Below are 19,882 nucleotides of genomic sequence, written 5' to 3'. Positions count from 1 at the left end.
TTCCTATATGACCGAATCAAAAGCGATGATCCTTGGCTGCAGCGGCCTTGCCCTCACATCCGAAGAGACGGCCTTCTTTCGGGGCGAACGGCCCTGGGGCTTCATCCTCTTCGGGCGCAACATTTCCGAAGCCTCGCAGATTGCCGAGCTCGTCGCCGAACTGCGCGACAGCGTCGGCTGGCATGCGCCGGTGCTGATCGACCAGGAGGGCGGCCGCGTCCAGCGCATCCGTCCCCCCGTCCTCTCACGCTATCCCTCCGGCCAGGCGCTCGGTGATCTCTATCGCCGCGACCCGGCGCTCGGGCTGCGCGCCGCCTGGGCGATGTCGCGGCTGCATGCCTTCGACCTTTCGAGGCTTGGCATCGATGTCGATTGCCTGCCGGTGCTCGACGTGCCGGTCGAAGGCAGCAGCAATGTCATCGGCGACCGCGCCTATGGCGGCGATCCCGAGACCGTCATCGCCATGGGCCGGGCGGCTGCCGAAGGGCTGAAGGCCGGCGGCCTGCTGCCTGTGATGAAGCATGTGCCCGGCCACGGCCGCGGTTTTGCAGATTCCCATCTGGAGCTGCCTGTCGTCACCGTCTCGCGCGATGAGCTCGAAACCCATGATTTCAGGCCCTTCGTCGCGATGAAGGACGAGCTGATGGCGATGACCTGCCACGTCGTCTTCACCGCCATCGACCCGGACAATCCGGCGACGACCTCGCGCAAGGTGATCGACGGCGTCATCCGCGAGCATATCGGCTTTAGCGGTCTGCTGCTTTCCGACGATAGCTCGATGAACGCTCTTTCGGGCACGATCGGCGAACGTGCGGCGAATATCATTGCAGGCGGATGCGATATCGTGCTGCATTGCAATGGCAAGATGGACGAGATGGTGGATGTCGTGGCAAATGTTCCACCGCTCGCCGGCGCGTCGCTTGCCCGCGCCAAGGCGGTGGAAGCAGGCTTCGCCGCGCCGGATGGCGCCGATGAGGCGGAGTTGAGAGCGGAATTCGAAGCGATGTTTGCGATCGTGTGATCGCGAAGGAGCAGGGTTAGTGAACACGGTCAAGGGCACGGAACGTCCGCAGGCGGCAACGCCGATGGACAAGCTGTGGCAGGACAACGGCGCCGAGCGCGCCAGCCACGAGCCGGCGCTGGTGATAGACGTCGCCGGCTTCGAAGGTCCTCTCGACCTGTTGCTCTATCTCGCCCGCAACCAGAAGGTCGACCTGTCGCGCATTTCGGTGCTGGCGCTCGCCGAGCAATATCTGCAGTTCGTCGAAAGCGCCCGCCGGATTCGCATTGAGCTCGCCGCCGATTATCTCGTCATGGCGGCCTGGCTTGCCTATTTGAAGTCACGGCTGCTCATTCCTCAGCAGGTCAAGGATGATGGGCCGTCGGGCGAGGAGATGGCGGCAACGCTTGCCTTCCGCCTGAAACGCCTCGAAGCCATGCGCCAGGCGGCCGAAGGCCTCGTCAACCGCAACCGCCTTGGCCGCGATATCTTCGCGCGCGGCGCGCCCGAGCATATTCCCGATCGGCAGCAGTCGGCTTATGCGGCGAGCCTCTACGATCTCCTGACCGCCTATGCGGCGCTGCGCCAGCGCCATGCCGTCACCCAGGTGACGATCGAGAGGCGCAATGTCTGGTCGCTGACCGACGCGCGCGAACTGCTGACCCAGATGATCGGCGAGGTTGGCGACTGGACGGCGATGGAGCACTATCTGCTGCGTTATCTCGCAGCGCCCGAGGAGCGCGTCACGGCCATCGCCAGCGCCTTTGCCGCCTCGCTGGAACTGGTGCGCGAGGGCAAGCTCGAAATCCGCCAGGACGGCGCCTTCCAGCCGATCTATATGCGCCGCGGCCCGAAACATGCGACGCTGCAAGTGGTGGAACAGGAGCGGCCGGCTTGATCGATCTGAAGAGCGAAGAGGATGACGAGGACGAAGGCCGCGACCTGCACGCCGAGATCGAGGCCGAGCGCATCGCCGAGGCCTTGGTTTTTGCCTCCTCGCAGCCGGTGTCCGAAGGTTTCCTCGCCGAGCGCCTCCCCAAGGAGGCCGACGTTCGCGCGATCATGCTACGGCTGAAGGAGCAATATGCGCCGCGCGGCGTCAATCTCGTGCAGGTGGAGGGGGCCTGGGCCTTCCGCACCGCCGCCGATCTCTCCTTCGTCATCCGCCGCGATGACAATGAGGTGAAGAAGCTGTCGCGCGCTGCGCTGGAAGTGCTGTCGATCATCGCCTATCACCAGCCGGTGACGCGCGCCGAAATCGAGGATATCCGCGGCGTGCAGACCTCGCGCGGCACGCTCGACGTGTTGATGGAAGCGGGCTGGGTGCGGTTTCGCGGCCGCCGGCGCACGCCGGGCCGGCCGGTGACACTGGGCACGACGCGGGATTTTCTCGACCATTTCGGCCTCGAGGAATTGCGCGATCTGCCAGGTCTCGAAGAGTTGAAGGGAGCAGGCCTGCTGTCGGGCCGCATCCCGGCGAATTTCAATATTCCCTCGCCATTGATAAACGACGAGCTGAGCGAGGACGAAGACCCCATTACCCAGATGGATCTCGAAGAACTTGGGTTGCTCGCCCCGCGTTCTACCTCCGAAGATTGAAGGACTTCGTCTTGCTTTTGCCATGCATGACGAAAACAATGGTGCTCACCATTTTTCGGCGGGTCTGTGGCTTGTCACAAAGGGCGATACCGTGACATTAAGCTCAGTTCGAAGGGCTTGATGTTGGAAACGGTGTGGGAAATCCTTACATCGAGGGAACATCACAACAGGGAGTAAGCGTAATGGGTTCTTTTGGCATCTGGCACTGGCTGATCGTCCTGGTCGTCGTGCTGTTGTTGTTCGGTCGCGGCAAGATCCCGGAACTGATGGGCGATGTCGCCAAGGGCATCAAGAGTTTCAAGAAGGGCATGACGGACGAAGACGCGCCGGAAACGGCAAAGACCGTCGATCACAAGGCCGACGAAACGAAGTAACCAAGTCCGGGAAAAAGCGCCGCCCCCGCGCTTCCCGTCCAGGAGCCTTGCATGTTCGATATTGGTTGGACCGAGCTTTTGGTCATCGCGGTCGTGCTGATCGTCGTTGTCGGTCCCAAGGATTTGCCGCCGATGCTGCGCGCTTTCGGCAAGATGACGCAGCGTGCCCGCAAGGTAGCAGGTGAGTTCCGCGCGCAGTTCGACGAAGCGCTGCGTGAAGCCGAGCTCGACGATGTCCGCCAGACGATCACCGACGCCCAGAGGCTCAATCCGGTCAACAGTCTGCGCGAGGCCATGAACCCGCTTCGTCAGATGGGCAACGAGATCAAGGCCGATCTGCAGAAGGCGGGCACGCCTCCTGAGAACAAGACCGAGGTGCCGCCGGCTGCCGTATCGGCCCCGACGCCGTCGATGAGCCTGCCGGAAACGCCGCCGCTAATGCCGGCACCCGTACCGGCGCCGGAACCCGTCGCCGCCGCGGCCGTCCAGGCCGACACGATTGCCGCCAAGCCGAAGGCTCCGCGCAAGCCGCGCGTCAAGGCCGCTGATAAGGCCGATGCCGTCGCCGCCATTGCCGCGCCGGTGGAAAAGCCGAAGCGCGCGACGGCAGCCAGGAAGCCCGCAACGCCGAAGAAGCCGGCGCAGACTGAGAAGAAGGACGAGGCATGAGCGGTGATATCGAAGACAAGCCGCAGCCGTTGATCGAGCACCTGATGGAGCTCCGCACGCGGCTGATGTGGTCGATCGGCGCGTTCTTCATCGCCTTCGTCGTGTGCTTCTTTTTCGCCAAGCACATCTTCAACTACCTGGTCTATCCCTATAAGCTCGCCGTCAGCTGGGCCAACCTCGATGTCGAGAAGGCGCAGCTCATCTACACCGCGCCGCAGGAATTCTTCTTCACGCAGGTCAAGGTCGCCATGTTCGGTGGCCTTGTCATCGCTTTTCCGATCATCGCCGCCCAGATCTACAAGTTTGTCGCTCCAGGCCTCTATAAGAATGAACGGGCGGCCTTTCTTCCGTTCCTGATCGCTTCCCCACTTCTGTTCCTCTTGGGCGCCGCGCTGGTCTATTTTTTCTTCACGCCGATGGTCATGTGGTTCTTCCTGTCGATGCAGCAGGCGCCGGGCCACGACGAGGTAGCAATCTCACTTCTGCCGAAGGTTTCGGAATATCTGAGTCTGATCATGACGCTGGTCTTCTCCTTCGGCCTCGTCTTCCAGCTGCCTGTTGTCACGACACTGCTTGCCCGTGTCGGCCTGCTGACGTCGGAATGGCTCGCCGAAAAGCGTAAATTCGCCATCGTGCTGGCCTTTGTCGTCGCTGCCGTGCTGACGCCGCCGGACCCCTTATCCCAGATCGGCCTTGCGATACCGGCGATCCTTCTCTACGAGATTGCCATCTATGCGGCGCGACTCGTGGAGCGCCAGCGTGCCCGGCAGGCGGTCGAGAAGGAAACCGGATCCGCAGACGTTGCCAAGACGGACAGCGTCTGAGCGGCAATCCGGCAATCCCTTCATGAGCGCCGTCCCATCCGGTCGAAGCCCGATCAGGCTTTGGCCGGGTCACTTCTGTTGCAACGACCTGGAACGACGATGCTCGATATCAAATGGATCCGTGAGAATCCCGAAGCGCTCGATGCCGCCCTTGCTAAGCGCGGTGCGGAGCCTCTTGCCCAAAGCCTCATTGCCCTCGATGAAAAGCGCCGCTCCGCCGTGCAGAAGGCGCAGGACCTGCTGTCCCGCCGCAATCTCGCCTCCAAGGAGATAGGTGCGGCGCTGTCCCAGAAGAACGCCGAACTCGCCGAGAAGCTGAAGGCCGAGGTCGCCGAACTGAAGACGTTGCTGCCGATGGTCGAGGAAGAGGACCGGCAGCTGACGGCCGAGCTCAACGACGCGCTCTCGCGCATCCCGAACGTCCCTTTCGACGATGTCCCGGTCGGCAAGGACGAGCATGACAATGTCGTCACCCGCACCGTCGGCGAAAAGCCGCGATGGAACCACACGCCGAAGGAGCACTTCGAAATCGGCGAGGCGCTCGGCTATATGGATTTCGAGCGCGCCGCCAAGCTCTCCGGCTCGCGCTTCACGGTGCTGACCGGGCCGCTCGCCAGGCTCGAGCGTGCGCTCGGCCAGTTCATGATCGATCTCCACACGCGCGAGCACGGTTATACCGAAGTCAGCTCTCCGCTGATGGTTCGGGCTGAAGCGGTGTTCGGCACCGGCAGCCTTCCGAAGTTCGAAGAGGATCTCTTCAAGACGACGGATGGCCGCTATCTCATCCCGACGGCCGAGGTGACGCTGACCAATCTGGTGCGCGAGGAAATCCTCGACCAGGAAAAGCTGCCGCTTCGATTTACCGCGTTGACGCCGTCCTTCCGTTCGGAAGCGGGCTCGGCCGGCCGCGACACCCGCGGCATGCTGCGCCAGCACCAGTTCTGGAAATGCGAGCTCGTCTCGATCACCGATGCCGAGAGCGCCATTGCCGAGCATGAAAGGATGACCGCCTGCGCCGAAGAAGTGCTGAAGCGGCTCGGCCTGCATTTTCGCACGATGACGCTTTGCACCGGCGATATGGGCTTCGGTTCGCGCAAGACCTACGATCTCGAAGTCTGGCTGCCGGGACAGAACGCCTTCCGCGAAATCTCCTCCTGCTCGGTCTGCGGCGATTTCCAGGCCCGCCGGATGAATGCGCGCTACCGCGGCAAGGACGATAAGAGCAACAGGTTCGTCCACACGCTGAACGGCTCCGGCACCGCCGTCGGACGCTGCCTGATCGCCGTCCTTGAAAATTATTTGAACGAGGATGGTTCCGTCACGATTCCGGACGTTTTGCTGCCTTATATGGGCGGATTGACGAAGATCGAACGGGCGGCCTGAGGCGATGCGCATCCTGCTTACGAATGACGACGGCATTCACGCGGAAGGCTTGGCCGCGCTGGAGCGGATTGCCCGCACGCTGTCGGACGATGTCTGGATCGTGGCGCCCGAGACAGACCAGAGCGGTCTTGCCCATTCGCTGAGCCTCTCCGAACCCCTGCGGCTGCGCAAGATTTCCGACAAGCATTTCGCCTTGCGCGGCACGCCGACCGATTGCGTCATCATGGGCATCCGGCAGGTGATGGACATCAAGCCCGACCTCGTTCTCTCCGGCGTCAACTCCGGCTCGAACGTCGCCGACGATGTGACCTATTCCGGTACGATCGCCGGCGCCATCGAAGGCACAATGCAAGGCGTGTGCTCCTTCGCGCTGAGCCAGGCCTATCTCTATGAGGATGGCGCGCGCATCGTGCCCTGGGAGGTCTGCGAGACGCATGCGCCGGCTCTTCTGGAAAAGCTGATGGTTCTGGACCTGCCGGAAGGTACGTTCCTCAATCTCAACTTCCCGAACTGCCGTCCCGACGAGGTCGATGGCGCGGAGGTGACCATGCAGGGCAAGCTCGCCTTCAATCTGCAGGTCGATGCCCGCTCCGATGGTCGAGGCTTTCCCTATTACTGGCTGAAGTTCGGCGAGCGCGCCGGCGCCTTCATCGAAGGCACCGATATTCACGCCCTCAAGCATAACAAGATTTCGGTAACGCCTTTGAAACTGGATCTGACCGATTATTCCGTAACGGACCGCGTGGCGCGGGCCCTGGGATACGGAGCACAGGTTTGACGGCAAGACTGGCGGAGAAGGAGGGCTTTGCGGCGCTCGTCCTTAGACTGCGTGCCGAAGGCATCTCCGATCTGGATCTGCTGACGGCGGTCGAGCAGACGCAGCGCTCGCTGTTCGTGCCGGCGCAATTTGCCGACGACGCCTATTCGAGCCGCACGATTCCGATCGAATGCGGTTCCTTTCTCGAAGGCATCGATTTTGTCGTCCGCATCCTCCATCACCTCAAGCTCAAACCGGGACAGCGTGTTCTCGAAATCGGCACCGGCAGCGGCTTCACTGCCGCCGTCATGGGCCGCCTGGCCGAACGCGTTCTGTCGATCGATCGCTACAAGACGCTGACGACGGCTGCACAGCGGCGCATGGAATCGCTGGGCCTGCGCAACGTCGTCATCCGCCAGGCCGACGGCAGCGCCGGCATGCAGGGCGAGGGCACGTTCGATCGTATCCTGGTGACGGCGGCCTTCAATGCGATGCCGCGTTTTTATACAGACCAGCTCGTTTCAGGCGGCTCGATGATCGCGCCGCTGATGATTTCCGAGAACGAGTGTCGCATGGTGCGGCTGACGAAAACCGGCAGTCGTTTCGAACGCGAGGAACTGTTCGAAGCCCCTTATCTGCCGATCGTTCCGCGACTTGCCTCGCTGCTGTAGGCACTGCGATTTTTCACCCGTAAGCTATGGTTATCAACTTCTCAAAAATATCGCACTGATTCCAGCATCTTAACCGCGTGGTAATACTAACGCGCTTTAATAGACTCACAAATGGTTGCGTTCTCAGTGGGTCGAGTCAATGCGTTTCAGTCTTTCGCCGAAGTTCGGTAAGTCGGCCGGTAATCTTCTGGTTGTGGGCCTGCTGGCGAGTGCCGCAACGGGCTGCAGTTCCGATGTGACACGGTTTGGCGGTTTGTTTTCCTCCTCCGGGCAGGATCAGATCACCACAAGTTCCATTCCGCGCAGGGGCGGTGCTCAGGGCGATCCGGTGCCGCGCGCCGATCTCGGCGGTACGGCCGTCGCCAGCCAGTCCGGTTACGGCGGAAACAATGCGCTGAACCAGCCCTATCCGGCAAACCCGGGCTACGAGCCGGTCCGTCCATCGAGTGCACGCCTGGCTTCCTCGCCGGTCGCGATACAGCGTTCCGAGCTTGCGGCGCCGACGGCAGCCGCTCCGTCCCGGCAGCGGGAAAAGGAAGTGGCGCTCGCCCAGCCGTTCCCAGCTTCGCCGCAGGCTGAAAAGCCGCGGCTCGTGGCGCCGGCAGCACCCAAGGCGACGCCCGATTCGCTGACGACCGGCACGACGCCGAAGGTTTCTGGCTGGTCGGCAACCAATGCGCCTTCTGTGACGCTGCGTCCGGGCGAAAACATCGCTACGCTGTCCAGACGTTTCGGCGTTCCGGAAAAGGAAATCCTGCGCGTCAATAATCTGAAGACGGCCTCTGCCGCCCAACCTGGTCAGGCGATCCTGATCCCGACGTTCAATGGCGGCAATGCCGCCAAGGCAGCGTCGCAGGCAGCCGATCTTTCCAAGCCCGGCAATATGCCGGGACCGGCCAAGGCGCCGGAACAGAAGGTCGCGGTCGTCCCGGGCGCCAATTCCGCCCGCGACAAGACGATGGCGAGCGATCCGACCGGCAAGCTTCCGGCCGGCGCCGGCAAGGACCCGAAGGCGCCAGCCGGCACCTATGTCGTCAAGCAGGGCGATTCGCTGGCAAAGATCGCCAAGGCAACCGGCGCCAATATCGACGATCTCAAGGCGGCCAACAATCTTTCGGAGAGCACGCTGCGTGTGGGCCAGGCCCTGAAGGTCCCGAACGGCAGAGCCGACACGATCAAGACCGCCTCGATTCCGGCTGAAAAGGTCGAGTCGAAGCCGGTTGATCCGGCGCCTGCCCAGCAGACGGCTTCCGTCCAGCCCGCGCCCTATAAGGCGCCGGCCGCCACGCAGACCGTCGACGAGGTCGAGAAGAAGGCCGACGTCAGCTCCGACGCGCCGGAATCGACCGGCATTGGCAAATACCGCTGGCCGGTGCGCGGCCAGGTCATTGCTGCCTATGGCGCCAACGTCAACGGCAACCGCAACGACGGCATCGATATCTCGGTCCCGCAGGGCACGCCGATCAAGGCCGCCGAAAACGGCGTCGTCATCTATGCCGGCAACGGCCTGAAGGAACTGGGCAATACGGTACTCGTCCGCCACGACGACGGCACCGTCACCGTATACGGCAATGCCGATACGCTGAGCGTCGCCCGCGGCCAGAAGATCCAGCGCGGCCAGACCGTTGCCGTTTCCGGCATGAGCGGCGACGTCAAGCAGCCACAGGTCCACTTCGAGGTGCGCAAAGATGCGTCCCCGGTCAATCCGATGACTTTCCTGGAATAGGTACAGCGTACCAGGAAGCGCAAAAGCCCGGCCATCAGCCGGGCTTTTGTCATTTAAAGTGCATGTATAATGCGTTTCAGGCCCGGTCGATGTGAACGCGCATGCGTCCCGCCAGATCCTGAATATACTGCCAGGCGACGCGGCCGGATCGCGCGCCGCGCGTCGTTGCCCATTCCAGCGCCTCGGTATGCATCTTGTCGCGTGCGAGCCCGAGCTGGAAGTGATCGGCATAGCCGTCGATCATGCCGAGGTAGTCCTCCTGGCTGCATTTATGGAAGCCGAGCCAGAGGCCGAAGCGGTCGGAAAGCGAAACCTTCTCCTCGACAGCTTCCGACGGATTGATTGCCGTCGACTGCTCGTTCTCCATCATGTGGCGCGGCAGGAGATGGCGCCGATTCGACGTGGCATAGAAGAGCACGTTGTCCGGCCGTCCTTCGACGCCGCCGTCAAGTGCCGCCTTCAGCGACTTGTAGGCGGTGTCGTCGTGATCAAAGGAGAGGTCGTCGCAGAAGACGATCACGCGGTACGGCGTATCCTTCAGGAGGTCGAGCAGGTTGGGCAGGCTGGCAATATCTTCGCGGTGAACTTCGACCAGCTTCAGCGCGACGCCGCTTTCGCGCCTGACGTCCTCGTGCACGGCCTTGACCAGCGACGATTTGCCCATGCCGCGCGCACCCCAGAGCAGCACATTGTTGGCCGCATAACCTGCGGCGAAACGCACCGTATTTTCGTGCAGGATGTCGCGCACGTGGTCGACGCCACGAATGAGCTTCAGCGCCACCCGGTTGGGTTTCTTAACGGGCTGCAGATGCTGGCGCAGCGGCGCCCAGACGAAACAGTCTGCCGCGTTCCAGTCGTTGACGGCGGGTGCCGGTCCGGCAAGACGCTGGACGGCATCAGCGAGCCGCTTCAGCTCGGCAAGCAAGGCGGTGTTGATTTCCTCGGTCATCGCAAGCTCCTGATTTCTTGCTGCGGCAATCCGCTTTATCTTTCGATGCGGGTAGCATGGCGTTTTGCCGCCGGAAAGGTTATGAGGCAGCGGAATCGGTACTGTTTCCGGCCGTTTCTGTTGCATTCATCGAAGCGGCAACTATAGTCCGGCAACCTGAAAAATGAGGCGGAGTTCCGCCGCCAAGCCTGAGGAGTTTAGCATGTTCATCACCCCGGCATTCGCCCAGAGTGCGACCGACACCGCAACCGGTTTCGGCGGCTCCGGTTTCGAAATGATCATTCTGTTCGTGCCGCTGATGGTCGTTTGGTACTTCCTGCTGATCCGTCCGCAGCGCGCCCAGGCCAAGAAGCGTGAGGAAACCCTGAAGGCGATCCGTCGCGGCGACCAGGTCGTGACCGGCGGCGGTCTCGTTGGCAAGGTGACGAAGGTCGTCGACGACAAGGAAGTCGAGGTCGAGATCGCCGAAGGCGTTCGCGTCCGCATCGTCCGCAGCGGCATTTCGGAAGTTCGCGTCAAGGGTGAACCTGTCAAGGCCGACGCGGCGTAACAGGCGATAACGGCAAACCGCCGGATCGGAAGATCGACGAGAGAATGTTGCATTTTTCCCGCTGGAAAACACTTCTGATTTGGCTGGTTGCGTTTGCGGCCGTCGTTATCGCTACGCCCAATCTGGTGAGCGAGGCACAGCGTGCCTACCTGCCGGATTGGCTGCGAAACGATCGCCTGATGCTCGGCCTCGATCTGCAGGGCGGTTCCCACATCGTTCTGAAGGTCGAGCGCTCCGATATCGTCAGGAACCGCCTGGAAGAGGCAGTCGCCAATGTACGCAACGCGCTGCGCGGCGCCGGTATCCGCTATACCGGGCTAACCGGCAACGACCAGACCGTCACTGTCCGGATCACCGATCCTGCCGAGACGCAGAAAGCGGTCGATCGTCTGAAATCCCTGACGACCGGCGGAGATTCCGCCCCTGGGCTCACGCTGCAGCAGGGCGGCGAAGGGCAGCTTTCGCTGCAGATTTCCGACGCCGGCATTACCGCTGACGTCGCCTCCGCCCGAACCCGGTCGCTCGACATCGTCGGCCGTCGCATCGCCGGATTCGGCTACGAGAATTTTCTCGTTCGTCCCGATGGCGACGACCGGATCACCGTGCAGGTGCTGGGATCGGTCGATGCCGAGCGGCTGAAGAACCTCCTCAACCAGCCGGCCAAGCTTTCCTTTCACCTGATCGATGAAAGCATGTCCGGGCAGGAGGCGCTGAACGGTCGCTGGCCGGCGACATCGCAGGTGCTCTATTCGCTGGACGATCCGCCGGTTCCCTATCTCGTCGACCGTACGGCATTCATCACCGGCAGCAACATGGTCGACATCCAGCCTGTCGTCGATCCGCAGACCCAGGATGTCTCGATCACCTATCGCCTGGATGCGGAAGGCACGCGGCGGCTGGCTGAGGCGACGGGGCAGAATATCGGCAAGCATCTTGCCATCGTCTTCGACGACCAGGTCATGTCGGCGCCGGCCATCGATGCAGCTATCACCGGCGGTGAGGGCCGGATATCGGCGAACTTCTCCGAGGATGGCGTCCGCGACCTTGCGCTGATGCTGCGGGCCGGGGCCTTGCCGGCAACGCTGACGAGCGTCGAGGAACGCAGCGTCAGCCCGAGCTTCGGCGCTGACTCCATCTTCTCCGGCCTCATTGCCGGCCTCGTCGCCGTCCTCCTGGTCGCAGCATTGATGATCGCGCTTTATCGGATTCTCGGCCTCGTCGCCGTCGTCTCGCTTTTCTTCAATCTGATATTGATCATTGCCGTGCTGAGCCTTGCCGGCGCGACGCTGACCTTGCCCGGTATTGCCGGCATCGTGCTCATCGTCGGCATGGCGGTCGATTCCAACGTGCTGATCTATGAGCGCATCCGCGAGGAGGAGAGAACCGGCCCCTCCTTTGCGCAGGCGGTCGGCCGTGGCTTCTCGCGCGCCTTCGCAACGATCGTCGATGCGAATGTCACGATCTTCATCGCCGCCGTCATTCTCTTTTTCCTCGGCAGCGAATCCATTCGTGGTTTCGCCGTGACGCTGGCGGTCGGCATTCTGACGACCGTCTTCACGGCATTCACGCTGACACGCTCGATCGTCGCCGTCTGGCTGGCGCGACGCCATCCCCGGCACCTGCCGAAGAGCGTCCTGACCCATCTCTTCGAGCACGCCAATATCCGGTTCATGGGCATCCGCCGCTATGTCTTCACGGCGTCGGCTGCGATCTCGCTGATCGCCATGGCGGCCTTTGCCACCGTCGGCCTGCAACTCGGCATCGACTTCACCGGCGGCTCGCTCATCGAGGTGACGGCGAAACAGGGCAATGCCGACATCGCCGATCTCAGATCGCGTCTCAACGATCTCAATCTGGGCGAGGTCGGGGTCGAACGCACCGGCGGTCCGGCGAACGCGCGGATCCGCATCGCGTCCCAGGGCGGCGGAGAGAATGCCGAGCAATCGGCAGCGACGCTGGTGCGCGGCGAGCTCGAGGCGGATTACGATTTCCGTCGCGTCGAAGTCGTCGGCCCGGCCATCTCCGGCGAATTGACGATGATGGCGACGCTCGGTGTCGTTGCCGCGCTCGCGGCAATCCTGCTCTACATCTGGATCCGCTTCGAGTGGCAGTTCGCCGTCGGCGCCATCGTCGCAACGCTGCACGACGTCATCATCATGCTGGGGCTCTTCGTGCTGACCGGCATCGAATTCAATCTGACGAGTATCGCCGCCGTGCTGACCATTGTCGGCTATTCCCTGAACGACACCGTCGTCGTCTATGACCGGATGCGCGAGAACCTGAAGCGATACACGAGGATGCCGCTGCCGATCCTGATCGATGCCTCGATCAATCAGACATTGTCGCGCACCGTCCTGACGGCGGCGACGACGCTGCTTGCCTTGCTGGCGCTCTACCTGTTCGGCGGCGACGTCATGCGCTCATTCGCCTTTGCAATGCTCTTCGGCGTCGCTCTCGGCACTTTTTCTTCGATTTATATCGCCGCTCCCGTGCTGATCGTCTTCCGGCTTCGGCCGGAGAGCCCCGACAGGGAAGAGAGCAACAAGACGGATGCCGGTGTAAACTCCGGCACGGTGGTTTGAAAACATGGCAAAAGGCATAGAAATCCGCGCCGCGCATTTTCCCGGGCGCGCTCCGATCGACACTTACGGCAATGGCGGCTTCCGTTTTGCCGACATGTCGCATCGCGGCTCGATCCTTTGCCTGCCCTCCGGCATTCATGGCTGGGACATGGACATGTCGAAGCCGCTGTCGCCTGAAAATTTTCGCCGTGTGCTGGAGGAGGCCGCCGACATAGAGGTTCTGCTCGTCGGCACGGGAACCGAGCTTCGCCGTCTGCCCGACGATTTGAAGCAGGCGCTAAAGGCGCGCGGCATCTCCTCCGATCCGATGAGCACGGGTGCCGCAGTGCGCACCTTCAATATCATGCTGTCTGAGCAGCGCGCCGTCGCGGCGGCCTTGATTGCGGTCTGACGATGGCTGACGCGAATATTGCGACGAACCAGGATATCTGCCTGGCGATGCTGCGCGACAATGATCGCGACCGCTATCTTGCCTGCCTGCTATCGCCGCAGGACAAGCGCGGCGCGCTTGCGGCGCTTTACGCATTCAATGCCGAGCTTGCCCGCATCCGCGACCTGGTGCACGAGCCGCTGCCCGGCGAGGTGCGCATGCAATATTGGCATGACCTGCTGGAGGGCAGTGCGCACGGTTCGACGGCGGCCAATCCCGTCGCCGCAGGGCTTCTGGAGGCAATCGAAACTTACCGCCTGCCGCGCAAGACGCTGGTCGACATGATCGAGGCCCGCACCTTCGACCTCTATGACGACCCGATGGAAACGCGGCTGACGCTCGAAGGTTATGCCGGCGAAACCGCCTCCGCGCTGATCCAGCTTGCAAGCCTTGTGCTTTCGCCGGAAGAAGCCCCACGATCGGCCGATGCCGCCGGCCATGCCGGCGTCGCGCAGGCGATTGCCGGCCTGCTGCTTTTGATGCCACTGCATCGCCGCCGCGGCCAGCTCTATATTCCGCTGCAGATCCTTTCGGCCACCGGCCTCGACCGCGATGCCTTCCTTGCCGGCGAAGACCGACCGCGCATCTCCGCCGCCATCGAGGCCTTCGCCGGCCTTGGCCGCGAGCATCTGGCAAAGGCGAGGGGGGCAGGGTCGATTGCGCCCGCCGTCTTTCCGGCCTTCCTGCCGGTCACGCTGGCCGAGCCGGTGCTCCGCAAGGCGCAGAGGCGGGGCGCCCTGCTGTTCGACCGGCCGCTACAGCCGCCGCAATGGCGCCGCCAGCTCGCAATGGCGCTGGCTGCATCGCGCAGGAAAATCTGATATCGGTCAAATTCGCGCAAGTCTCGCGCGCTACAAGGTCCTGACCGCTACCCTTTGAACGGAGACTCGGCGTGGGCATTATCGTCTGGTGCGTCCTTTTCGCCATCGTCATTTTCTTTGCCTTCGTGGCAACACGCATGGCTGCGCAAAACAAGGAAGACGGCCTGCACGACACCGGTCTCGCCATCATCGAATTCGGCCGCGCCTTTCCCAACGAGGCGATCCGCCAGCTGCAGGCGACCGAAAACGGTCAGGCGATCTTCGTGCGCCTCCACGACAACAAGGCTGGGCTGATGCGCAATATGGCGCGCCACTTCTCCTGCCATCTGATCGAGCCCGGCCGTGTGCGCGTGGTAAGCTCGGAGACGGGCAGGGGGCTGGCGATCGAATTTCTCGATGCGCCCAGTCACAACGGCAAGTTCGAGTTCGCGTCACCGAAGGAGGCTTCCGAAGTTGCGTTGTGGCTGCTCGGCAACTACATCGCTGAGCCGGACAAGGACCTGCCGGCCGGCCATATATCCGCGGCCAACAAGCAGTAGGGCAGCTGCTCAGGCGCTTTCGGCAAACCTCGGTGTCTGGCCGAGCCAGGCGGCGCAGTCCGCAAGCGCGCGACGCGCGATCAACTGCCGCTTCATGATCGTCTTATCCTTGCCGCGGAAGCGCTTGACGCCTTCGGGCTTGACGATCGAGCCGGGCTCAAGCTCAGGAAACAGCCCGAAATTGATGTTCATCGGCTGGAACGAGCGTTTGCCGGGCTCTTCGTCGGTGACGATGTGGCCGCCGGTGATATGACCGAGCAGCGAGCCGAGCGCGGTTGTTGCCGGTGGCAGTAAGATCGCTTCGCCCTTGCGTTCGGCGGCGGCAAAACGGCCGGCCATCAGCCCGACGCTGGCGCTTTCCACATAACCCTCGCAGCCGGTGATCTGGCCGGCGAAGCGCAGGCCGGGCCGCGACTTCAGCGTCAGCGATGGATCGAGCAGGGTCGGGGAGTTGATGTAGGTGTTGCGATGCAGGCCGCCGAGACGGGCAAATTCGGCATTTTCCAGGCCTGGGATCATCCGGAAGATTTCCGCCTGCGCGCCGTATTTCAGCTTCGTCTGGAAACCGACCATGTTGTAGAGCGTGCCGAGCGCATTGTCCTGGCGCAGTTGCACGACGGCATAGGCCTTGACTGTCGGATTATGCGCGTTCGTCAGCCCCATCGGCTTCATCGGCCCGTGGCGCAGCGTCTCGCGGCCGCGCTCGGCCATCACCTCGATCGGCAGGCAGCCGTCGAAATAAGGCGTGCCTTCCCATTCCTTGAAGCCGACAGTATCGCCAGCGATCAAAGCGTCGACGAAGGCATTGTACTGCGCCTCGTCCATCGGGCAGTTGATGTAATCCTTGCCCGTGCCGCCGGGGCCGACCTTGTCGTAGCGCGACTGATACCAGCAGATATCCATGTCGATGCTGTCGCGGTAGACGATCGGCGCGATGGCGTCGAAGAAGGCGAGCGAATCTTCGCCCGTCTGCGCCTGGATGGCGCTGGCGAGCGACGGCGCTGTCAGCGGCCCGGTGGCGACGATGGCAAGATCCCAGTCGCGCGGTGGCAGGCCGGTGATTTCCTCGCGCACGACGGTGATCAGCGGATGGTCGTGGATCGCCTTGGTCACGGCTTCGGAAAAGCCGTCGCGATCGACGGCCAGCGCACTGCCGGCAGGCACCTGGTGGCGATCGGCGGCAGCCATGATCAGGGAGCCCGCCATGCGCATCTCGGCATGGATGACTCCGACGGCATTGCTGGTCGCATCGTCGGACCGGAAGGAATTGGAGCAGACGAGTTCGGCAAGACCGTCGGTCTTATGCGCATCCGTGCCGCGCACGCCGCGCATTTCATGCAAAATGACGGGAACGCCGGAGCTGGCGATCTGCCAGGCGGCTTCCGAACCGGCAAGCCCGCCGCCGACGACGTGAATAGGAGGATAGGAGATCGTGTTCATTCCGGGCTGATATCATGTCGGCAGATGCGATCCAACACCCGGAATCAAAAACGGCGCCCTGATGGCGCCGTCTTGAAGCATCGTGCCGGTTTTCCCGCGATTAGCGGAACGAGCGGGATGCGATGTTACGGATGTCGTAACGGCTGACGCCGATGTCGGACAGGGTCTGGTTCGACAGGTTGCCGAGTTCGTTGAGTGTACGGCGGTAGCTGAGCCAGCTTTTTGCAATGCGGATCGGGTTCATTGTCATCTTCCTCGAACAAATGTCCGCTGGACGGCGGGATCGCCTGTCTCTCTGCGGTTGATGTTTATATAGGCGAAAACCCTCTCATTGTGCAGTGCAAATAAAAGGCGTCTGCCATGCAAATGTGCAATATGATGCCTGAGAATTAAGCTGTGAACATTTTTTGAGCGGGCTAAGGAACCGGGAAGATCCTGCAACCGCGCCGACCGTCGATCACCGCAAACGAAAACGCCCGCTGCGGTGCAGCGGGCGTTTAATCTTGGAGGGATCTGCTTGGGAGGAAGCAGAAACGTTTGAATTAACGCGAAGAAGCTTCGCGCGCGACGCGATGGATGTCAGAACGGTCGATGCCGAGGTCATGCAATTCGCGGTTGGTCATGCGGCCGAGTTCGGTGACCGTCTGACGATACTTGCGCCAATTGTTGAAAGAGCGGGTGATGTTCATGTTAAGCCCCTTTCCGAGGGTTTGATCTGCCAGCAGCCACCCATCGGCGCTGACCTCTATTTGATGACCGGAATATATGTTGCGGCGCGAAGGACGAAAACAGCCAAGTTTTCAGGTCACCTATGCGAGATATGCAATGCTTTACACAATCTTACCGCAGTCTGGTCAACGAATAGGCAAAGTCACTTGCGCGATACCCGAGCTTTGAAGTGGCGAAGGGGCTGCGATGAGGAAAAACCCCGCTCCAGCGGGTGGGGCGCTGGACAGGCAGTTCGTCGCCGGTTCGACAAGCCATCAGTCATTGCGATTGCCCCCGCAAAGCGGCGCGATCACGAATGCGGCGCCGCGCTTGATGCGAAGAAATATCCGCTGAACCTTGCTTTCCCGGTGGCGCAGCGCCGCCGGTATCGAATGTGCTAACGCCTTGAACTTACGCACTATGCTGTCATCAAATAAAACGCCCGCCGGGGGAGGATCCGGCGGGCGCATTATAGTGACTGGCAACTGGGAGGAGGAGTGTCGCCAGTCTATCGCAGCGCGCTTGGGAGGAGGAGTGCGCGGCTGCGAATCTCGTCACGGACAAAGCAATCCGCGGGCATCCGGCGGTGCCGGGCCGGGGCGCCATCCCCGTGCTTCGATATCTCGGTAAATAGTATGACTAATTGATATTTTGCAGTGCAATAATTACATGAGAGACATGCGACGTACGCATACCTCTTCCTTCATATGCTGATATTAGCAGTTCCGACGTTAGCGCCCGGTTAACATCTGACCCAAATTAGACCAATGAGGAATTTGCATATTTAGCGCGGGGGCGTTTGCGAAGCTGCCTGCTGCGTCTATAAATGACGGAAGCCGCAGCGCCGGAGCGAGCGTCGCGGAACTGAGGGGTGGAAGCATGTATCGCGGCAGATTGGAGCGGGATCTCTCGCTCTGGGTGGGCAAGGGTCTGCTGGCAAAGGAAACGGCCGGCGCGCTTCTCGCCGAATATGACGGCCGCCCGGCCAGCTTCAGCCTCGGCCGGGTGCTGATGGCGCTGGCGGCGGTGCTGCTTGCCGCTGCAGTTCTGCTGGTCGTCTCTTCCAATTGGGAGGCCATTCCGCGCCTCGTCCGCGTCGGCGCCATCCTCGCCCTGATCTGGGCCGTGCACATTGCCGCCGCCCTGATGCTCGCCCGCGGTGCGACAGCCGCCGCAAGCGGCCTGCTGATCATCGGCGCGATGAGCTTCGGGGGCGCCATTTCGCTGGTCGGGCAGATGTATCATCTCTCCGGCGACCAGCAGACGGTGATGTATCTCTGGTTTGCCATCGCGACGATCTCGGCGATCCTGTTCCGTTCGGGCGCGGTGGTGGTTGTTGCGGGCTTTCTCTCCTGGGCGTCCTTCGCCGTTTATCTCGAGAATAACGACAACCATTGGATTGGCCTCGATCCCTGGATGGCGCCGGTCATGGCGGTGATTGTGATTGCGTTGGTGCGTTACACCGGCGCTGCGCGGGTGCGCCATCTCGCCTATCTGCTGGTGATCGGCTGGCTCGCCTGGCTCTACACGCTTTATGAGCAGATGGCGGTGGCGCTCGCCTTCGCCGCCGGCGGCATGGCGGCCTTCGTGCTGACAGCGCTGCCGCATCCCCGTATCGCACCCCTGGCCAGGAGTGCCGGCGCAGCGCCGGCATTCTACAGCTTCCTCGTCGCGGCAATCGGCTTCCTGCTCCTGCATATCGAGATCGAGCAGGGATGGCGGCTGGTGGTGCTCGGCCTGGCGACACTTGCCGCCGCCGTGCTGGCGATCGCGCTGCAAGGCAGGAACAACGGCGCCGTGCGTTACCTCGCCTATACGACCTTTGCCGCAGAGATGCTCTATCTCGCTTCCGTCACCGTCGGTTCGATCCTCGGCACGTCGAGCCTTTTCCTGTTTTCCGGTCTTGTGGTTGCGCTGGTCGCCTGGATCGTCATTCGGCTCGAGCGGCGCTTTTCGCGGGAGGCGCGCGCATGAGTTCGTGGATGGCAAGGCTGCAGTCTGGCAAGGGCTACCTGCTTTCGGCGGTCATCGTCGCCGGCCTGCAGACCATAATCCTCGGCACGATCATCCAGAGCCGGGCGTCGATTCTCAGCAATGGCGCCGAAGTGCTGCTGAAGACGGCCCCGGTCGATCCGCGCGATTTCCTGCGCGGCGATTATGTCGTCCTGAACTATGACATTTCCACCGTGCCGGTGCAGACGGTTTCCGGCGGCATTCCGGCCGAGCCGGGCGAACGCACGCTGTGGGTCCGGTTGAAGAAGCAGGCGGACGGTTTCTGGACGGTGACCGAATCGTCCTTCCACGCGCTGCCGCCGCAGCCGGAGACGGTGATCCTGCGTAGCCAGCCATTCTATAGTGGCGGACTGGCTGCGGGCGACAGCCTCCGCGTCGAATACGGCATCGAGCGCTATTACGTCCCCGAAGGTCAGGGTAAACCACTGGAGGAGGCGCGCAATGATGGCAGCGTCGCCATAGCGGTGCGCGTTTCGGCGGACGGAAGGGCGCAGATCCGCAGCCTGCTCGTCGATGGCAAGCCGGTTTACGACGAGCCGCTTTACTGATCCCGCAAGCCTTCGGGGCAGGGGCGCTTTTAAGGCGCAAATCCCCTGTCATTTGCCGTTCATTTTTCCTTTGCCTCGACCAAATCGGGTGATATAGAGACGCCGCGCTCCGGAAGGCCTCATGCGCAGGCATAGGCATGCGGTTCTGTGGACGCGGGTATGGTGAAATTGGTAGACACGCCAGATTTAGGTTCTGGTGCCGCAAGGCGTGGGAGTTCAAGTCTCTCTACCCGCACCAGGCTGTTTGCAGGGGGAGGCCAAGAACTTGGTTGTCCCCGAATGACCGAAGGTTGTTCCGA

At 62.2% G+C, this 19,882-nt stretch carries 21 protein-coding genes and 1 tRNA gene; 18 read left to right on the top strand and 4 right to left on the bottom strand.

The features are described 5' to 3' along the window. The first annotated feature begins 7 nt into the window (after positions 1 to 7). The 10 genes from nagZ to K6M89_RS13805 all read left to right on the top strand — a co-directional run bounded on the left by nagZ (position 8) and on the right by K6M89_RS13805 (position 9,003). The gene (nagZ, locus tag K6M89_RS13850) at positions 8 to 1,021 is read left to right on the top strand and encodes a beta-N-acetylhexosaminidase (protein WP_222139813.1); all 1,014 of its coding nucleotides are present in this window, start codon (positions 8 to 10) and stop codon (positions 1,019 to 1,021) included. A gap of 19 nt (positions 1,022 to 1,040) precedes the next feature. Next, complete coding sequence (locus K6M89_RS13845) at positions 1,041 to 1,898, top strand: segregation and condensation protein A (RefSeq protein WP_097579086.1); 858 nt, start codon at positions 1,041 to 1,043, stop codon at positions 1,896 to 1,898. After that, positions 1,895 to 2,599, top strand: coding sequence for an SMC-Scp complex subunit ScpB (gene scpB, locus K6M89_RS13840; RefSeq protein ID WP_097579087.1), 705 nt, complete (start codon positions 1,895 to 1,897; stop codon positions 2,597 to 2,599). The genes K6M89_RS13845 and scpB overlap by 4 nt, the downstream gene beginning before the upstream one ends. Before the next feature lie 182 nt (positions 2,600 to 2,781). Next, positions 2,782 to 2,973, top strand: a complete 192-nt coding sequence (locus K6M89_RS13835) for a twin-arginine translocase TatA/TatE family subunit (RefSeq protein ID WP_009990121.1) — start codon at positions 2,782 to 2,784, stop codon at positions 2,971 to 2,973. Positions 2,974 to 3,024: 51 nt separating this feature from the next. After that, complete coding sequence (tatB, locus tag K6M89_RS13830; RefSeq protein WP_097579088.1) at positions 3,025 to 3,642, top strand: Sec-independent protein translocase protein TatB; 618 nt, start codon at positions 3,025 to 3,027, stop codon at positions 3,640 to 3,642. After that, the gene (tatC, locus tag K6M89_RS13825; protein ID WP_038688492.1) at positions 3,639 to 4,466 is read left to right on the top strand and encodes a twin-arginine translocase subunit TatC; all 828 of its coding nucleotides are present in this window, start codon (positions 3,639 to 3,641) and stop codon (positions 4,464 to 4,466) included. Before tatB ends, tatC begins: the two co-directional genes overlap by 4 nt. Before the next feature lie 99 nt (positions 4,467 to 4,565). Further along, positions 4,566 to 5,849, top strand: a complete 1,284-nt coding sequence (gene serS / locus K6M89_RS13820) for a serine--tRNA ligase (protein WP_097579090.1) — start codon at positions 4,566 to 4,568, stop codon at positions 5,847 to 5,849. 4 nt (positions 5,850 to 5,853) lie between these two features. Beyond that, a complete protein-coding gene (surE, locus tag K6M89_RS13815) occupies positions 5,854 to 6,627 on the top strand; it encodes a 5'/3'-nucleotidase SurE (RefSeq protein ID WP_222139812.1) in 774 nt (257 codons plus the stop codon). After that, a complete protein-coding gene (locus K6M89_RS13810; protein WP_039619385.1) occupies positions 6,624 to 7,277 on the top strand; it encodes a protein-L-isoaspartate(D-aspartate) O-methyltransferase in 654 nt (217 codons plus the stop codon). The genes surE and K6M89_RS13810 overlap by 4 nt, the downstream gene beginning before the upstream one ends. A 139-nt stretch (positions 7,278 to 7,416) precedes the next feature. After that, positions 7,417 to 9,003 carry a peptidoglycan DD-metalloendopeptidase family protein gene (locus K6M89_RS13805; protein ID WP_222139811.1) on the top strand — a complete coding sequence of 529 codons (1,587 nt, stop codon included), beginning with the start codon at positions 7,417 to 7,419 and terminating at the stop codon, positions 9,001 to 9,003. A gap of 76 nt (positions 9,004 to 9,079) precedes the next feature. On the opposite strand, the gene K6M89_RS13800 is transcribed toward K6M89_RS13805, so the two are convergent. Further along, entirely contained in the window at positions 9,080 to 9,952 is an 873-nt protein-coding gene (locus K6M89_RS13800; RefSeq protein ID WP_222139810.1) for an ATP-binding protein, read from the bottom strand. Positions 9,953 to 10,154: 202 nt separating this feature from the next. Between K6M89_RS13800 and yajC the strand changes: the two genes are divergently transcribed. The 5 genes from yajC (at position 10,155) to K6M89_RS13775 (ending at position 14,874) form a co-directional block, all read left to right on the top strand. Next, complete coding sequence (yajC, locus tag K6M89_RS13795; protein WP_004678848.1) at positions 10,155 to 10,502, top strand: preprotein translocase subunit YajC; 348 nt, start codon at positions 10,155 to 10,157, stop codon at positions 10,500 to 10,502. A 44-nt stretch (positions 10,503 to 10,546) separates the two neighbouring features. Continuing rightward, the gene (gene secDF / locus K6M89_RS13790) at positions 10,547 to 13,084 is read left to right on the top strand and encodes a protein translocase subunit SecDF (protein ID WP_222139809.1); all 2,538 of its coding nucleotides are present in this window, start codon (positions 10,547 to 10,549) and stop codon (positions 13,082 to 13,084) included. 4 nt (positions 13,085 to 13,088) lie between these two features. Next, positions 13,089 to 13,475, top strand: a complete 387-nt coding sequence (locus K6M89_RS13785; protein WP_097579095.1) for an Mth938-like domain-containing protein — start codon at positions 13,089 to 13,091, stop codon at positions 13,473 to 13,475. A gap of 2 nt (positions 13,476 to 13,477) precedes the next feature. Beyond that, positions 13,478 to 14,335 (top strand): phytoene/squalene synthase family protein, encoded by an 858-nt coding sequence (locus tag K6M89_RS13780; RefSeq protein ID WP_222139808.1) that lies wholly within the window; start codon positions 13,478 to 13,480, stop codon positions 14,333 to 14,335. Positions 14,336 to 14,406: 71 nt separating this feature from the next. Further along, positions 14,407 to 14,874 (top strand): hypothetical protein, encoded by a 468-nt coding sequence (locus K6M89_RS13775; RefSeq protein ID WP_039619399.1) that lies wholly within the window; start codon positions 14,407 to 14,409, stop codon positions 14,872 to 14,874. Between the two features lie 9 nt (positions 14,875 to 14,883). Here the strand turns inward: K6M89_RS13775 and trmFO are convergent, their stop codons facing one another. The 3 genes from trmFO to K6M89_RS13760 all read right to left on the bottom strand — a co-directional run bounded on the left by trmFO (position 14,884) and on the right by K6M89_RS13760 (position 17,003). Beyond that, positions 14,884 to 16,314, bottom strand: a complete 1,431-nt coding sequence (trmFO, locus tag K6M89_RS13770) for a methylenetetrahydrofolate--tRNA-(uracil(54)-C(5))-methyltransferase (FADH(2)-oxidizing) TrmFO (RefSeq protein WP_222139807.1) — start codon at positions 16,312 to 16,314, stop codon at positions 14,884 to 14,886. Positions 16,315 to 16,414: 100 nt separating this feature from the next. Next, on the bottom strand, positions 16,415 to 16,558 hold the full coding sequence (locus K6M89_RS13765) for a DUF1127 domain-containing protein (RefSeq protein ID WP_010030024.1): 144 nt from the start codon (positions 16,556 to 16,558) through the stop codon (positions 16,415 to 16,417). A gap of 298 nt (positions 16,559 to 16,856) precedes the next feature. After that, positions 16,857 to 17,003, bottom strand: coding sequence for a DUF1127 domain-containing protein (locus tag K6M89_RS13760; RefSeq protein WP_004678838.1), 147 nt, complete (start codon positions 17,001 to 17,003; stop codon positions 16,857 to 16,859). An 898-nt stretch (positions 17,004 to 17,901) separates the two neighbouring features. Between K6M89_RS13760 and K6M89_RS13755 the strand changes: the two genes are divergently transcribed. The 3 genes from K6M89_RS13755 (at position 17,902) to K6M89_RS13745 (ending at position 19,821) form a co-directional block, all read left to right on the top strand. Further along, the gene (locus K6M89_RS13755; RefSeq protein WP_222139806.1) at positions 17,902 to 18,996 is read left to right on the top strand and encodes a DUF2157 domain-containing protein; all 1,095 of its coding nucleotides are present in this window, start codon (positions 17,902 to 17,904) and stop codon (positions 18,994 to 18,996) included. After that, positions 18,993 to 19,583 carry a GDYXXLXY domain-containing protein gene (locus tag K6M89_RS13750; RefSeq protein WP_222139805.1) on the top strand — a complete coding sequence of 197 codons (591 nt, stop codon included), beginning with the start codon at positions 18,993 to 18,995 and terminating at the stop codon, positions 19,581 to 19,583. The genes K6M89_RS13755 and K6M89_RS13750 overlap by 4 nt, the downstream gene beginning before the upstream one ends. Positions 19,584 to 19,736: 153 nt before the next feature. Continuing rightward, positions 19,737 to 19,821 (top strand) — tRNA-Leu (locus tag K6M89_RS13745). The last annotated feature ends 61 nt before the right edge of the window (positions 19,822 to 19,882 follow it).

Origin of the sequence: Rhizobium croatiense (assembly GCF_019793465.1) — a bacterium.
GTDB lineage: Bacteria > Pseudomonadota > Alphaproteobacteria > Rhizobiales > Rhizobiaceae > Rhizobium > Rhizobium croatiense.
Note: the sequence above shows the minus strand (reverse complement) of the source record. Positions and strands in the feature narration are given on the sequence as shown.

Bases quoted from the DNA above. Each gene is read 5' to 3' on its own strand.
- K6M89_RS13800 (WP_222139810.1), bottom strand. From the start codon at position 9,952: ATGACCGAGGAAATCAACACCGCCTTGCTTGCCGAGCTGAAGCGGCTC.
- K6M89_RS13785 (WP_097579095.1), top strand. From the start codon at position 13,089: ATGGCAAAAGGCATAGAAATCCGCGCCGCGCATTTTCCCGGGCGCGCT.
- K6M89_RS13780 (WP_222139808.1), top strand. From the start codon at position 13,478: ATGGCTGACGCGAATATTGCGACGAACCAGGATATCTGCCTGGCGATG.
- K6M89_RS13805 (WP_222139811.1), top strand. From the start codon at position 7,417: ATGCGTTTCAGTCTTTCGCCGAAGTTCGGTAAGTCGGCCGGTAATCTT.
- nagZ (WP_222139813.1), top strand. From the start codon at position 8: ATGACCGAATCAAAAGCGATGATCCTTGGCTGCAGCGGCCTTGCCCTC.
- secDF (WP_222139809.1), top strand. From the start codon at position 10,547: ATGTTGCATTTTTCCCGCTGGAAAACACTTCTGATTTGGCTGGTTGCG.
- K6M89_RS13765 (WP_010030024.1), bottom strand. From the start codon at position 16,558: ATGAACCCGATCCGCATTGCAAAAAGCTGGCTCAGCTACCGCCGTACA.
- tatC (WP_038688492.1), top strand. From the start codon at position 3,639: ATGAGCGGTGATATCGAAGACAAGCCGCAGCCGTTGATCGAGCACCTG.
- surE (WP_222139812.1), top strand. From the start codon at position 5,854: ATGCGCATCCTGCTTACGAATGACGACGGCATTCACGCGGAAGGCTTG.
- serS (WP_097579090.1), top strand. From the start codon at position 4,566: ATGCTCGATATCAAATGGATCCGTGAGAATCCCGAAGCGCTCGATGCC.
- K6M89_RS13835 (WP_009990121.1), top strand. From the start codon at position 2,782: ATGGGTTCTTTTGGCATCTGGCACTGGCTGATCGTCCTGGTCGTCGTG.
- yajC (WP_004678848.1), top strand. From the start codon at position 10,155: ATGTTCATCACCCCGGCATTCGCCCAGAGTGCGACCGACACCGCAACC.
- trmFO (WP_222139807.1), bottom strand. From the start codon at position 16,314: ATGAACACGATCTCCTATCCTCCTATTCACGTCGTCGGCGGCGGGCTT.
- K6M89_RS13750 (WP_222139805.1), top strand. From the start codon at position 18,993: ATGAGTTCGTGGATGGCAAGGCTGCAGTCTGGCAAGGGCTACCTGCTT.
- K6M89_RS13760 (WP_004678838.1), bottom strand. From the start codon at position 17,003: ATGAACATCACCCGCTCTTTCAACAATTGGCGCAAGTATCGTCAGACG.
- tatB (WP_097579088.1), top strand. From the start codon at position 3,025: ATGTTCGATATTGGTTGGACCGAGCTTTTGGTCATCGCGGTCGTGCTG.
- K6M89_RS13755 (WP_222139806.1), top strand. From the start codon at position 17,902: ATGTATCGCGGCAGATTGGAGCGGGATCTCTCGCTCTGGGTGGGCAAG.